This is a genomic window from Nocardiopsis sp. CA-288880 (assembly GCF_050955985.1).
Lineage (GTDB): Bacteria > Actinomycetota > Actinomycetes > Streptosporangiales > Streptosporangiaceae > Nocardiopsis > Nocardiopsis tropica.
Window position 1 is genome coordinate 6,440,778 of sequence record NZ_CP192105.1, and the last position, 12,561, is coordinate 6,453,338.

The following is a 12,561-nucleotide window of genomic DNA, read 5'->3' on the forward strand; positions in this document are numbered from 1 at the left end:
CGACCACACCACGTTCCACCGTTGCGCGTACGGGCGCTGGCCAGCGGTCTGATCCGTGTACGGCCTTGTCCTTCGTGTACTCTTCCACGGTTGGCGTCCGCGCCGACCTGTCCGCCCGACCTCTCCCGGTCGGATGAATCTTCGCGTGCGGCGACGTGCGCGATCCTGAGCGCTTGAATGGAGTTACCGTGGCTTCCGTATGCGACGTTTGCGGCAAGGGACCAGGGTTCGGTAACAGTGTTTCCCACTCGCACCGTCGCACCCGCCGCCGCTGGAACCCCAACATCCAGACTGTTCGCACCCGTGTCGGTGGCACGCCCAAGCGCGTGAACGCCTGCACCTCGTGCATCAAGGCCGGCAAGGTGACCCGCTAGGGTTCCCGCACCGCTGCATGTTCCTCGATGGCCCTCCGACCACGGTCGGGGGGCCTTCGTCGTGCCTCCGCCCCGACGGTACGGGACCGGGTGCGGCGGCCCGGCCGCGCGGGGACGGCCGTGCTCCGGCCGCCGGGGTCACAGCTCGCAGACGTGCCCGTTGAGGGAGCAGCGCACCGGGCTCTGCGGAACGCCCAGGGCCTCGAAGGTCAGGGTCGCGGAGGCCCCCGGGTCCAGCCCGTCCCGGTCCCCGGGCTGCCGGGCGAGGATGCCGTCGTCGATCGGCTCCCAGTCGGCGTCGGCCACGTCGGTGATCTCGGCGCTGTCGAAGGCCAGGGCCAGTTCCCAGGCGTCGAGCCTGGTCCGCGAGGTGTTGGTGACGGTGACGTGGCCGGTGAACCCGACCGACGTCGTCCCCAGCACCTGGTAGGCGACCGTGGTGGGCTCCGAGCCCGCCTGGTTCTGCGGGACCCGGGGCCGGTCGGCGGCCGACTCGTCCCCCTCCGTCCCCGGGGAGGCGTCGTGGGTCGGCTGGGCCCCGTCCTGCGTCCCCGGCGTCCGGCTCGACCCCGGCGCGCCGCCGAACTGCAGATAGATCTGCGTGGTGCTGTAGCCGAACAGGATCAGCCCGAGGATGACACCGGAGACGACGAGCACGTTGAGGAGCCGGGGCGGTTCGACGCGTTTGGGAACCGTGCTCTCGATGAGGCCGCCGAGCCGTCGCAGCGCGCCGACGTCCGTCGGCTCGCTGCGGTGCGCACCCCGCCGGGTGCCGTTCTGCCAGCCATGGCGCCCCATAAACCGCCTCTCGACGCTCCGCTGCCCGCCCGTCGCCCTGGGTCACGCCGGGATGTCTTCTCCGCCCGTTCCCGGGCCGCTCCTCATGGGGCTTCCTGGGGCCGCCGCGCCGCACGGACCCGGGCGGTCAGCCCGGAACGAGACGCGGGCCGCGTTGGCAAAGCCTAGCGTGACAGCCAAACAGGACAAATCCAAAGGGGCTCACCCCTCGCGGAAATGATCCCAGCCCCTGTTCAGGGGCGCACGCCCGTCCACTGTGACAGGGTTCTCGTCCCCCGCCCCGCCGCCGCCCGGCGCCCCGGCCGCGGGATCGGTGACCGACCCGATCCGGTGCCAGTGGCCCGGCAGGCCGGTGTCCGGGGGGAACGCCGCGACCAGCGCGTGGTCCTCCCCTCCCGCGAGCATGAGGGCGACCGCGGCCTCCGCCGCCGCCCCGGGCCCCTCGGTGCCGAGGACGGCGACCGCCTCCAGGAGCGCGGGGTCGGGGCGCAGCGCCGCCGAGTCCAGATCGATGCGCACGCCGCCGGCCCGGCAGACGTGCCCGAGATCCTGCACGAGGCCGTCGCTCACGTCGAGCATGGCGGTGGCGCCGAGCCGGGCGGCCTCGGCGCCCCGCGCGTAGGGCGGGCTGGGGCGGCGGTGCTCGGACAGGCACTCGGCCGGGCCGTCGATCCCCCGTTCCAGCAGGGCCAGGCCGGCGGCGGACAGCCCGAGGTGACCGGTGTAGGCGACCACGTCGCCCGGCCGGGCCCCGTCCCGGCGGACGGGCGCCCTCCCCTGGAGGTCGCCGAGGGCGGTGACGGCGATGGTGAGGGTGTCCGAACCGACCATGTCGCCGCCCACGACGGCCCCGCCCGCGACCGCGCACTCGTCGCGCACACCGGCGGTGAACTCCTCCGCCCAGGCCACGGGGAGGTCGGAGGGGGCGGCGAAGCCGATGAGGAGGCCGGTGGGACGGGCGCCCATGGCGGCGATGTCGGCGAAGTTCTGGGCGACGGCCCGGTGGCCGACGTCCCGGGCGGTGGACCACTCCCTCCGGAAGTGGCGCCCCTCGACCAGAAGGTCGGTGGTCGCGACCGTTCGGCCGTCGGGCGCGGCGACGACCGCCGCGTCGTCGCCGGGTCCGAGGATTACATCGTCCGTCGTGGGGAATTGGCTCGTCACGCGCGTGATCAGAGCGAACTCCCCGAGGCCCCCAATGGTGTTCTGCACAGGGATCAGGGTACGGTGACGCTCCGGCGCAGCGGTCCGGACCCACGTCCGTCATCCGTTCGTCATCGGCCGCACCCCCGGCTCGGCCGGGAACCGCTCACCGCCCACCGCTCACACCCGGCGCACACGAAGGAGTTCTCATGGTGCAGGCATACATCCTGATCCAGACCGAGGTCGGTCAGGCTGCGGAGGTGGCGGAGCGGATCCGGGGCATCGAGGGGGTCGAGACGGCCCACGACGTGACCGGGCCCTACGATGTGATCGTCCAGGCCGAGGCCTCCGACATCGACTCGCTGGGCACCCTCGTGGTGGCGCGGATCCAGCGGTTGGACGGGATCGCCAGGACTCTCACCTGTCCCATCGTCAACATCTGACGCGCTCCGCCGCGTCGGCTGCACCCCGGGGGTTGCTTGTGCTGAGGCGGTTCGCCGGAGCGGGTCTGGCCGTCGCGCTCGTGGCCGCGGGCTGCGGCGCGCAGACCGTGCGGATGGAGCCCCCCGAGGCGGACGAGGCGACCGCGCGGACCTGCGCGGGGCTCGTCGAGGCGCTGCCGGACACACTGCTGGAGGCCGAGCGCGCCCGGGTGCGCCCCGATTCGGAGCTCACCGCGGCCTGGGGCGACCCTGCCATCGGACTGCGCTGCGGGGTCCCGCGGCCCGTGGTCCTCGCTCCGGACTCCCTCCTCCAGGAGGTCAACGGCGTGGCCTGGCTGCCCCAGCCGGAGGACGCCCCCACCCTGTACACGGTCGTCGGGCGCGAGGCCTACGTCGAACTGTCGGTCCCGCCGGCCCACGGCGCCCCGGCGGGGGCGCTGAGCACGGTCAGCGACCTGGTCTCCGAGCACGTCCCGCCCCTGCCCGACGGCGAGCTCTGACCGGTCCCGGACGCACGGGCGGGGGCCGCCGGCGTACGGCGGCCCCCGCGGTCGTCGGACCCGGCCGAGGGGCCGGGTCCTCCTCCCAGGTGTTCACGGAGCGGACGGGGGCGCCGTCACTCCTCTTCCTCCATGGGCTGCTCCTCGGAGCCCTCGGCCGGCGCGTCGGGGTCCTCCTCGCCAGAGCCCTCGCCGCCCCCGGCTCCCCCGCCGGTGATCAGGGACTCGACCTCGGCCGCCGTCTCCGCGACCTGGCCGGAGCAGGAGGCCCCCGGCTCGGGCACGTCGGTGCCGCGCTCGTAGAGGCGCACGAACCGCTGGAGCATCTCGTCGTCGGCGGTCTCGGCCGTGATCTGGCGGCCCCAGCTCGAGGCGACGATCGGCGCCTCCATCTCACCCTCGTAGGGGCTGATGACGAGGTAGTCGCCCGCGCTGTACATGCCCACCAGCTGCTCGACCTGGTCCTCGGGGAGGCCGGGCTCGTAGTTGATCCACACGGCGCCGTGCTCCAGGGAGTGGACCGCGAACTCGGGGGTGACCGGCTCGGGGTACACGCCGCAGTTCTGCCAGGCGCTCCAGTGGTCGCCGCCCACGGGCGGGGACTGCTCGTAGTCGACCGGCTGGCCCGTCTCGACGTGCTCGTACGAGGGGACCTCGTACTCGGCCACGTTGGAGACCGACCGGCTGCGGACCTCCATGAAGACGAGGAAGGCGATCAGGCCCACCACCAGAACCACAGCGGTGACGACCCCGGAAATGGTAAGGATCTTACGGCGGCGCTCCTCTTTGAGGCGTTGCGCCTTGAGCTCGGCTGCGCGTTGGCGGCGCTCCTCCGCCGTCTTCTTCTTTGCCACGGGGTCTCCTGAGGTGGGTGGTGACATAAGGGACTTATCTATCCTCTACTTTGGCACCACAGTTGGGCGATTTGACCAGGATGGTTCCTATGGAACAGACGAACGGCCCCGATTCGGGAGCCGCCGACGGCGTCGGGGACGCCGACGGAACTCCGGACGAGGGCGGGCACCCCCGGGCGGAGCGGCCCCCGGAGGAGGGCGCGTCCTCGCAGGTGTCATGGCGTTCGGTACCGACGTGGACCACGGTGATCCTCGTCGCACTGGCCCTCGCCGCGGGGTATCTCCTCGGGCGCCCGTCCTACCCGCTGGACACGGGGGCGGACGCCGGATTCCTGCGCGACATGAGCGCGCACCACGCCCAGGCGGTGGACATGTCGATGGTCATCCTGGACAAGACCGAGGACCCCGAGCTGCACACGGTCGCCACCGACATGACCCGCACGCAGCAGGCGCAGATCGGCATCATGCAGGGCTGGCTGATGGCCTGGGACCTGCCCGCCCGCGGCGCCCGGCCGCCGATGACCTGGATGGAGGGGCACGACCACGGCGACGGCGGCGGGGAGGTCCCCGACACCATGCCGGGACTGGCGAGCCCCGAGGACCTGGAGGCCCTGGAGGACGCCGAGGGCGTGGAGGCCGAACTCCTGTTCCTCGAACTCATGATCGCCCACCACCGGGGCGGCATCGAGATGGCCGAGGCCGAGGTGGACCTGGGCGGCGAGGAGATGGTCACCCGGTTCGCCCAGGGGATGATCGACGCCCAGCAGTCGGAGGTGAACCTCATGGAGGGCATGATCGACGAGCGGAGCGGCTCCGGCGGGGACTGACCGACCGCTCCCGCACACGACGACGGCGCGCACCCGGCCACCGGGGCGCGCCGTCGTCGTGTGCGGGTCCCTCCCGAGCCCGCGGGAGAGGGTCCGGCCCGGCGTGTGCCCAAGCCCACAAGGCCCCTCTCCCCTCCGCCGACGGGCGGCCGGAGCACGGAACCGCAACCGCATCACCGCAGTTCAGGCCGGTTCCGCTCGCCCGGGGCCGGCTCAGCGTGGTCCGCGTGCGCCTTCCCGGGCGTCCGCCGAGACGCGGACCACACGCGATTGCCGGGGGCCCGCAGAGACGACGACACGTCGTAGCACTACATTGTGTAGTACTACCGGAGGTCGGTACCTGAGAGGTGGGCATGGAAGCTCTTGAACTCGCGAGGTGGCAGTTCGGTGTCACCACGATCTACCACTTCCTGTTCGTTCCGCTCACGATCGGACTGTCGTTCATCGTGGCCGTGCTCCAGACCCTCTGGTACCGCACCGGCAGGCACGAGTACCTCCAGGCGACCCAGTTCTTCGGCAAGCTCTTCCTGATCAACTTCGCCATGGGCGTGGTCACCGGCATCGTGCAGGAGTTCCAGTTCGGCATGAACTGGAGCGAGTACTCCCGGTTCGTCGGCGACGTGTTCGGGGCGCCCCTGGCCATGGAGGCCCTGCTCGCCTTCTTCCTGGAGTCGACCTTCATCGGGCTCTGGATCTTCGGCTGGCACCGGCTCCCGCGCGGCGTCCACCTGGCCTGCATCTGGATGGTGGCGGTCGGCACCAACCTGTCCGCCTACTTCATCCTCGCCGCCAACGCGTGGATGCGGCACCCGGTCGGCTTCACCGTCAACGCGGAGAACGGGCGCGCCGAGCTCAACGACATCTGGGCCGTCCTCAGCAACGACCAGGCCTGGTCCACCTACCTGCACACCGTCTCGGCGGCGTTCATCACCGCCGGCCTGTTCGTCGTGTGCGTCAGCGCCTACAAGCTCTGGCGCAACCAGCGGCACGGCGACACCGGCACCGAGGGCGTCACGCCGCCCCGGAGCGACTTCGCCCTCTTCCGCGGCACCCTGAAGGTGGGCCTGGTCTTCACCCTCGTCGCCGGGGCGGTCGTCGTCTTCTCCGGCGACCACCAGGCCAAGCTCGCCGCCGAGTACGAGCCCATGAAGCTCGCCGCCGCCGAGGCCCTGTGGGAGACCGAGGAGGGGGCGCCCTTCTCCGCCCTGGCCGTCGGCGACACGGAGGAGCGCTACAACCCCATCGACGTCACCATCCCGAACGTGCTCAGCTTCCTCGCGACCGGCACGTTCGACGGCGAGGTCCACGGGATGAACAACCTCCAGCAGGCCTACGAGGAGTACTACGGCCCGGGCGACTACACCCCCAACGTGTTCGTCGTCTACTGGTCCTTCCGCCTGATGATGGGCTTCGGCCTCTCCGGGGTCGCCGTCGCCGCCCTGGGCCTGTGGCTCACCAGGGGCAGGGAGCGCACCCCGACCAACCGGTGGTTCTATTTCGCGGCGATGCTGTCCCTGCCCGCCGCCCTGGCCGCGAACATCTTCGGCTGGGTGCTCACCGAGATGGGCCGACAGCCCTGGACGGTGCACGGCTACCTGCTCACCGCCGACAGCGTCTCGCCCGGGGTGAGCCTCGGGACCGTCGCGATGAGCCTGAGCATCTTCACCGCCGTCTACGGGCTCCTCGCCGTGGTGGAGGTCGGACTGCTGGTCAAGTACGTCAAGGCCGGACCCTCCCACCTCGTCCCCGCCCTGGAGAACGACGAGGACGAGTCCGAGATCCCGCACTTCAGCTACTAGGAGCCACGGACCATGGAACTCCCCGTCATCTGGTTCATCGCCATCTCGGTCCTGTGGATCGGGTACTTCGTCCTGGAGGGGTTCGACTTCGGGGTCGGCACGCTCCTCCCGTTCATGGGCAGGCGCAACTCCGTCGACCGCCGGGTCGCCATCAACTCCATCGGCCCGGTGTGGGACGCCAACGAGGTGTGGCTGCTCACCGCGGGAGGCGCCATGTTCGCCGCGTTCCCCGCCTGGTACGCCTCGCTGTTCAGCGGTTTCTACATCCCGCTGTTCGCCATCCTCATCGCCCTGATCCTGCGCGGCGTCGCCTTCGAGTACCGGGGCAAGCGCGACAGCGACGCCTGGCGGACCTGGTGGGACCGGGCGATCTTCTTCGGCAGTGCCACACCCGCCCTGCTGTGGGGCGTCGCGTTCGCCAACATCGTGCGGGGCGTGGCCATGGACGCCGACCACATCGTCACCGCCTCCCTGCTGGACCTGCTCAACCCCTACGCCCTGCTCGGCGGGCTGACCACGCTGTCGCTGTTCACCCTGCACGGGGCGATCTTCCTGACCCTGAAGACCGACGGGCCGGTGCGGGCGCGCGCCCGGCGGGCCGCCCTGGCCACGGCCTGCGCGGCGGTCCCCGCGGGCGCCGTCTTCCTGCTGTGGACCCAGGCCGCGTACGGCCACCCGTGGACCCTGCCGCTCGTCGTCGTCGCCGCCTCCGCCCTGGTGGGCGGGGTCGCCGCGGCCTGGAAGGGGCGCGAGGGGTGGTCGTTCGCGTTCACGGCGCTGACCATCCTGACCGCCGTCGCCGCGCTCTTCGGGGCGCTCTTCCCGAACGTGCTCCCCTCCACCACCGACCCGGCGTTCAGCCTGACCGTGGACAACGCGTCCTCCGCCGACTACACGCTGACGGTGATGACGTGGGTGGCGGTGGTCTTCCTGCCGCTGGTGCTCCTGTACCAGGGCTGGAGCTACTGGGTGTTCCGCCGACGGGTGACCGGCGCCTCGGTGACCGGGGAGAGCGTCACCGCGCCGGACGGACCGGGGCGCGGGGACGGGGCGGCGGAGCCCCGGAGGACCCCCGTCGCCTGACACGCGGGGCCGGGGCCCGCACCGCGGCGCTCCCGGCCCGGCGCGGGGCTCCCCGGTGGATACTGGCCCGGAGCCCGCACCGCGCCACCGTGTGAGAACCGCACACCCCGGGTACCCGCGGGACCCGGCCGAGACGACGAGGACCGCACGCATGAAACCCCTTGATCCGCGCCTGGTCCGCACCGCGAGCGCGGTCCGGGTGCACCTGGCGGTCTCCGTGGTCGGCGGAGTGCTCATCACGGGCCTGATCCTGGCCCAGGCATGGCTGCTCGCCCGCGTCGTCACGGGCGCCTGGCAGGGCGAGGGCCTGGACGCGCTGGGCTGGGCGATCGGCGGCGTCGCCGCCATCGCCCTCGCCCGGGCACTGCTGTCCTACCTGGCCGAGACCTCCGCCCTGTACAGCGCCGCGCGCACGAAGTCGCAGCTGCGCCGCCGCCTGGTGGCGCACGTGACGGGGTCCGGCCGGGTGTGGACCGCCGGCCCCGGCGCCGAGGACGGCCAGGGGTCGCCGAAGGCGGGCGAACTGGTGACCCTGGCGACCAGGGGCCTGGACGCCCTGGACGACTACTTCGCCCGCTACCTCCCCCAGCTCGTCCTGGCGGCGATCGTGCCGCTCGCGGTCCTGGCCGTCGTGTTCCGGGCCGACTGGATCTCCGGGATCGTCGTCCTGGTGACCCTTCCGCTGATCCCGGTCTTCATGGCGCTGATCGGGATGCACACGCAGGCGCGCACCGACCGGCAGTGGCGGCTCCTGAGCCGCCTGGGCGGCCACTTCCTCGACGTGGTGGAGGGGCTTCCGACCCTGGCGGTCTTCCGCCGCGCCAAGGCGCAGGCGGCGATCATCCGCCGGGTCGGCGAGGACCACCGCCGGGCGACGATGGGAACGCTGCGGGTCGCGTTCCTGTCGGCGTTCGCGCTGGAGCTCCTGTCGACCCTGGCGGTGGCGCTGGTCGCCGTCGAGGTCGGCCTGCGCCTGCTCGGCGGCCACATGGACTACCAGACCGCCCTCCTGGTGCTGATCCTCGCACCCGAGGCGTACCTGCCGCTGAGGGAGGTCGGCGCCCGGTTCCACGCGAGCATGGAGGGCGTGGCCGCCGCCGAGCAGGTGTTCGCCGAACTGGACCGCAGGCGCGGCGGGGGGACGGCGGAGGGCTCCGCTCCCCCGGCGACCGGCCGGGCCGCGGCCGCGGCGGGCGGCGACATCCGCTTCGAGGGCGTGGGGATGAGCTACCCGGGCAGGGACGTGCCCGCGCTGTCCGGGCTGGACCTGGAGGTCGCGGCCGGGGAGCACGTGCTGCTCACCGGGCCCAGCGGCTCGGGGAAGACCACCCTCCTGTCACTGGTGCTGCGGTTGACCGAGCCCACGGCGGGGCGGATCAGCGTGCGCGCGCCCGGCGGCGGGTGGGAGGCCCTGGACGGGATCCCGGCCGACGACTGGAGGCTCGGCGTCGCGTGGGTGCCCCAGCACCCCTACCTCTTCGACGTCTCCGTGGCCGACAACATCCGGCTCGGCGCCCCCGGCGCCTCCCCGGAGCGGGTGCGGGAGGCGGCCCGCCTCGCCGAGGCCGACGCCTTCGTCAGCGCCCTGCCCGACGGCTACGACACCAGGCTCGGCGAGCGCGGCGCACGGCTGTCGGCGGGGCAGCGGCAGCGGATCGCGCTGGCCCGGGCGATGTGCCGCGACGCCCCGCTCGTGCTGCTGGACGAGCCCACCGCCCACCTGGACCCGGAGAACGCGGCGGCTGTGCGCACCGCCGTCGCCAGGCTCCTGGAGGGGCGGACCGCCGTCATCGTCGCCCACGACACCGGTTGGGCGCGCGGCTTCCCCGGCGGCACCCTGCGGACCGTGACACTGCCACTGCCGACCCGGGAAGGGAGTGTGCCGCGATGAACCGCGACGACGCCGACACCGCCGGTGCCTCGAGGGCTCCCGGGGCGGACGTGCGGACCCGCCCCGGCGGGGACGCCCCGCCGCTCCCCGGGGGCGGGCGCCGGCGCGACCCGCTGTGGCGGATGGCCGCCCTGGCCCGGCCGCGCGGCGCGAGGTTCGCCCTCGGGGTCCTGCTGGGCGCGGCTGCCACCGGTGCCGGGGTGGCTCTGCTGGGGGTCGCCGCGTGGATGCTCGCCACCGCGGCGAACCACCCCGGCATCACCGCGCTGGGCTTTTCCGTGGTCGCCACCCGTGCGCTGGGCGTGGGCCGAGGCGTCGCGCGCTACCTGGAGCGGCTGGTCACCCACGACGCCGCGTTCCGGACGCTGGCCGAGGTGCGGGTGCGGGTCTACGAGCGGCTGGCCGCGACCGAGCCGTTCGGGCGCTTCCGCTCCGGCGACCTGGTCTCCCGCCTGGTCAACGACACCGAGGCCACCCTGGACCTCCTGGTGCGCGGGCTGACCCCTCCGCTGATCTCCCTGGCGACCGGCGGTGCGACCGTCCTCTTCCTGACGGCGGTGTACGTGCCGGGCGGGCTCCTCCTGGCCGGCGGCCTGCTGCTGGCCGGGCTCGCGGTGCCGCTCGCCGCCGCCGCGCTGGGCCGGGAGCCGGGCCGACGGCAGGGCAAGGCGCGCGGCGAGCTGTCCACCGCGCTCGTGGACACCCTGCACGGGGCGCCCGACCTGGTCGCCTACGGCGCGATGGGCCGGCAGGTGGAACGGGTCGACGCCGCCGACGCCGAGCTGACGCGCCTGGCGCAGCGGGACGCGGCGGTCCTCGGCCTCGGGGCCGGGGCGTCCGCGCTGATCACCGGGCTGACCGTGTGGGGAGCCCTGTTCCTCGGGGTGGCCGCGGTGGAGGGCGGCTCGCTGAGCGCCGTGTCACTGGCGGTCCTGGTCCTGACGACCCTGGCGGCGTTCGAGATCGTCGCCCCTTTGCCCGCCGTCGCGGCGAAGCTGGGGGCGATCCGCGCGAGCGGCGCCCGCCTGTTCGGGGTGCTGGACACCCCGCCCGCCACCGCCCCGCCCACCCGCGCGGGCCTCGACCCCGGCGGCGACCCGACGGTGCGGGTGCGTGACCTGCGGGTGCGCTACGGACCGGACGAGCCGTGGGCCCTGGACGGGGTGGACCTGGAGATCCCCGCCGGGTGGACGGTCGCGGTGATCGGTCCGAGCGGGGCGGGCAAGAGCACCCTGGCGTCGGTGCTGCTGCGGTTCCGCGACCCCGACGGCGGCCGGGTGGAGTTCGGCGGCGAGGACATCACGACGTACCCGGCGGACGAGGTGCGCGGAATGGTGTCCGGGGTCCCGCAGGACCCGCACGTGTTCGCCTCGACCCTGCGGGAGAACCTGCGGCTGGCCCGGCCGGAGGCGGACGACGACGAGTTGTGGGAGGCGCTGCGGCGGGCGCGGCTGGCCGACGACGTCGCGGCGACCCCGAAGGGGCTGGACACGCAGGTGGGCACGCACGGCCTGGGGCTGAGCGGCGGGATGGTGCAGCGGCTGGCCCTGGCCCGCGCCGTGCTGGCGGCGCCCCGCGTGCTCGTGCTGGACGAACCGACGGCCCACCTGGACCCGGACACCCGCGACGCGGTGGTGGACGACCTGCTCGCCGCCGCCGAGGGGTTCTCCACCCTGCTGATCACGCACGACATGACGGGTCTGGACCGGGTGGACCGGATCTACGTGGTGCGCGACGGGAGGGTCGTCCAGCACGGGACGCACGAGGAGCTCGCGCGCGCGGAGGGCTGGTACCGCGACGTCGGTTCGGGCTGACCCCGCCGGGCCCGTCCGCACGGGGGTCCCGGCCCGGATCTGACACCCGGGCCGGGTTCCTCTAGTGTTCCCCCGTGGCCAATCCTGTACGTGAGTTCTTCGGCGGCGTCGGCGTCCTGGCACGCGGCTTCGTCCTGCTTCTGCGCAAACCGCGCCTGTTCCTGCTCGGGGCCCTCCCCGCCCTGATCACCTCCCTGGTCTTCCTGGGCCTGCTGGTCCTCCTCGTGGTGAACCTGGTCGACCTGGCGGCCTGGGCGACGCCCTTCAGCGACGGCTGGGACCCCATCTGGCAGGGGCTCCTCCGCGGAGCCGTGTCGGTCGGCATCCTGGCCGGGACGGTCCTGCTGATGGTGGTGACGTTCACGACCGTGACCCTGACGCTCGGGTCGCCGATCTACGACAAGATCACCGAGCTGGTCGAGGAGGAGCTGGGCAACGCGCCCGAGGAGCCCGACGAGTCGCTGATGGCGTCGATGTGGCGTGCCGTGCGCCAGTCGCTGGTGATCGTCGCGGTGTCCCTGCTGGTGTCGGTGCTCGTCCTCGTGGTCGGCTTCGTCCCGCTGGCCGGGCCCGTGGTCGGCCCGGTGCTGGCCGCCCTGCTGGGCGGGTGGCTGCTGGCGATCGAGCTCCTGGCGAGCGCGTTCGACCGCCGGAGGCTGACGACCATCCGCGACCGCAGGGAGCACATGGCGAGGCGGCGGATGCGGGTGCTGGGCTTCGCGGTGCCGACCTACCTCCTGCTGGCGATCCCGTTCGTGGCGGTCGTGGTCTTCCCCGCCGCCACGGCGGCCGGCGCGATCCTCACCCGCGACCTGGTGCCCTCCGGACCTGCCGGGCTCGCGTCCGGACAGGACGGCCGGAGCGGGCAGGTCGGGCCGGCCGGGAGCACGCCCCGGGGAGCCCTCGGAGCGGAGGCGCCCCGGGCGTACCCGGGCGACCCGGGCGACCCGGGTCCGCAGCACCCGCCCCGGGGACCGCACCCGGGCTGAACCCGGCCGGTCGCAGGTCGGCCCGGTCGTCCACAGGTGACGACCG

Annotated in this window: 12 protein-coding genes; 9 read left to right on the top strand and 3 right to left on the bottom strand. The window is 73.3% G+C overall.

The annotated features are described in order from the left end of the window. Positions 1 to 188: 188 nt before the first annotated feature. Positions 189 to 374 (top strand): 50S ribosomal protein L28, encoded by a 186-nt coding sequence (gene rpmB / locus ACQPYD_RS27755; protein ID WP_013151263.1) that lies wholly within the window; start codon positions 189 to 191, stop codon positions 372 to 374. Between the two features lie 138 nt (positions 375 to 512). Here rpmB and ACQPYD_RS27760 read toward each other — a convergent pair whose 3' ends face one another. Together ACQPYD_RS27760 and ACQPYD_RS27765 are read right to left on the bottom strand one after the other, a co-directional pair. After that, on the bottom strand, positions 513 to 1,172 hold the full coding sequence (locus ACQPYD_RS27760) for a cellulose binding domain-containing protein (RefSeq protein WP_433698375.1): 660 nt from the start codon (positions 1,170 to 1,172) through the stop codon (positions 513 to 515). 201 nt (positions 1,173 to 1,373) lie between these two features. Beyond that, positions 1,374 to 2,384: a thiamine-phosphate kinase gene (locus tag ACQPYD_RS27765; protein ID WP_433698376.1), complete on the bottom strand. Its 1,011-nt coding sequence runs from the start codon at positions 2,382 to 2,384 to the stop codon at positions 1,374 to 1,376. A 140-nt stretch (positions 2,385 to 2,524) separates the two neighbouring features. Here ACQPYD_RS27765 and ACQPYD_RS27770 point away from each other — a divergent pair, with 140 nt between their 5' ends. Further along, the gene (locus ACQPYD_RS27770) at positions 2,525 to 2,758 is read left to right on the top strand and encodes an Lrp/AsnC family transcriptional regulator (RefSeq protein WP_267946466.1); all 234 of its coding nucleotides are present in this window, start codon (positions 2,525 to 2,527) and stop codon (positions 2,756 to 2,758) included. A gap of 38 nt (positions 2,759 to 2,796) precedes the next feature. Then, positions 2,797 to 3,258, top strand: a complete 462-nt coding sequence (locus ACQPYD_RS27775; protein WP_433702154.1) for a DUF3515 domain-containing protein — start codon at positions 2,797 to 2,799, stop codon at positions 3,256 to 3,258. Between the two features lie 116 nt (positions 3,259 to 3,374). On the opposite strand, the gene ACQPYD_RS27780 is transcribed toward ACQPYD_RS27775, so the two are convergent. Further along, positions 3,375 to 4,112, bottom strand: coding sequence for a DUF3105 domain-containing protein (locus ACQPYD_RS27780; protein ID WP_433698377.1), 738 nt, complete (start codon positions 4,110 to 4,112; stop codon positions 3,375 to 3,377). A gap of 89 nt (positions 4,113 to 4,201) precedes the next feature. Here ACQPYD_RS27780 and ACQPYD_RS27785 point away from each other — a divergent pair, with 89 nt between their 5' ends. The 6 genes from ACQPYD_RS27785 (at position 4,202) to ACQPYD_RS27810 (ending at position 12,515) form a co-directional block, all read left to right on the top strand. After that, on the top strand, positions 4,202 to 4,939 hold the full coding sequence (locus ACQPYD_RS27785; protein WP_433698378.1) for a DUF305 domain-containing protein: 738 nt from the start codon (positions 4,202 to 4,204) through the stop codon (positions 4,937 to 4,939). A gap of 353 nt (positions 4,940 to 5,292) precedes the next feature. After that, the gene (locus ACQPYD_RS27790; RefSeq protein ID WP_433698379.1) at positions 5,293 to 6,738 is read left to right on the top strand and encodes a cytochrome ubiquinol oxidase subunit I; all 1,446 of its coding nucleotides are present in this window, start codon (positions 5,293 to 5,295) and stop codon (positions 6,736 to 6,738) included. A gap of 12 nt (positions 6,739 to 6,750) precedes the next feature. Next, the gene (gene cydB / locus ACQPYD_RS27795; RefSeq protein ID WP_433698380.1) at positions 6,751 to 7,821 is read left to right on the top strand and encodes a cytochrome d ubiquinol oxidase subunit II; all 1,071 of its coding nucleotides are present in this window, start codon (positions 6,751 to 6,753) and stop codon (positions 7,819 to 7,821) included. A gap of 151 nt (positions 7,822 to 7,972) precedes the next feature. Then, complete coding sequence (gene cydD / locus ACQPYD_RS27800; RefSeq protein WP_433698381.1) at positions 7,973 to 9,712, top strand: thiol reductant ABC exporter subunit CydD; 1,740 nt, start codon at positions 7,973 to 7,975, stop codon at positions 9,710 to 9,712. Between the two features lie 122 nt (positions 9,713 to 9,834). Then, positions 9,835 to 11,526, top strand: a complete 1,692-nt coding sequence (gene cydC / locus ACQPYD_RS27805; protein WP_433702155.1) for a thiol reductant ABC exporter subunit CydC — start codon at positions 9,835 to 9,837, stop codon at positions 11,524 to 11,526. Positions 11,527 to 11,600: 74 nt separating this feature from the next. Beyond that, positions 11,601 to 12,515, top strand: a complete 915-nt coding sequence (locus tag ACQPYD_RS27810) for an EI24 domain-containing protein (protein ID WP_433698382.1) — start codon at positions 11,601 to 11,603, stop codon at positions 12,513 to 12,515. Positions 12,516 to 12,561: the final 46 nt, after the last annotated feature.

Excerpts from the sequence above, each read along its gene's own strand:
- ACQPYD_RS27790 (WP_433698379.1), top strand. The coding sequence starts at position 5,293 with ATGGAAGCTCTTGAACTCGCGAGGTGGCAGTTCGGTGTCACCACGATC.
- ACQPYD_RS27760 (WP_433698375.1), bottom strand. The coding sequence starts at position 1,172 with ATGGGGCGCCATGGCTGGCAGAACGGCACCCGGCGGGGTGCGCACCGC.
- ACQPYD_RS27770 (WP_267946466.1), top strand. The coding sequence starts at position 2,525 with ATGGTGCAGGCATACATCCTGATCCAGACCGAGGTCGGTCAGGCTGCG.
- ACQPYD_RS27785 (WP_433698378.1), top strand. The coding sequence starts at position 4,202 with ATGGAACAGACGAACGGCCCCGATTCGGGAGCCGCCGACGGCGTCGGG.
- cydD (WP_433698381.1), top strand. The coding sequence starts at position 7,973 with ATGAAACCCCTTGATCCGCGCCTGGTCCGCACCGCGAGCGCGGTCCGG.
- cydC (WP_433702155.1), top strand. The coding sequence starts at position 9,835 with ATGGCCGCCCTGGCCCGGCCGCGCGGCGCGAGGTTCGCCCTCGGGGTC.
- cydB (WP_433698380.1), top strand. The coding sequence starts at position 6,751 with ATGGAACTCCCCGTCATCTGGTTCATCGCCATCTCGGTCCTGTGGATC.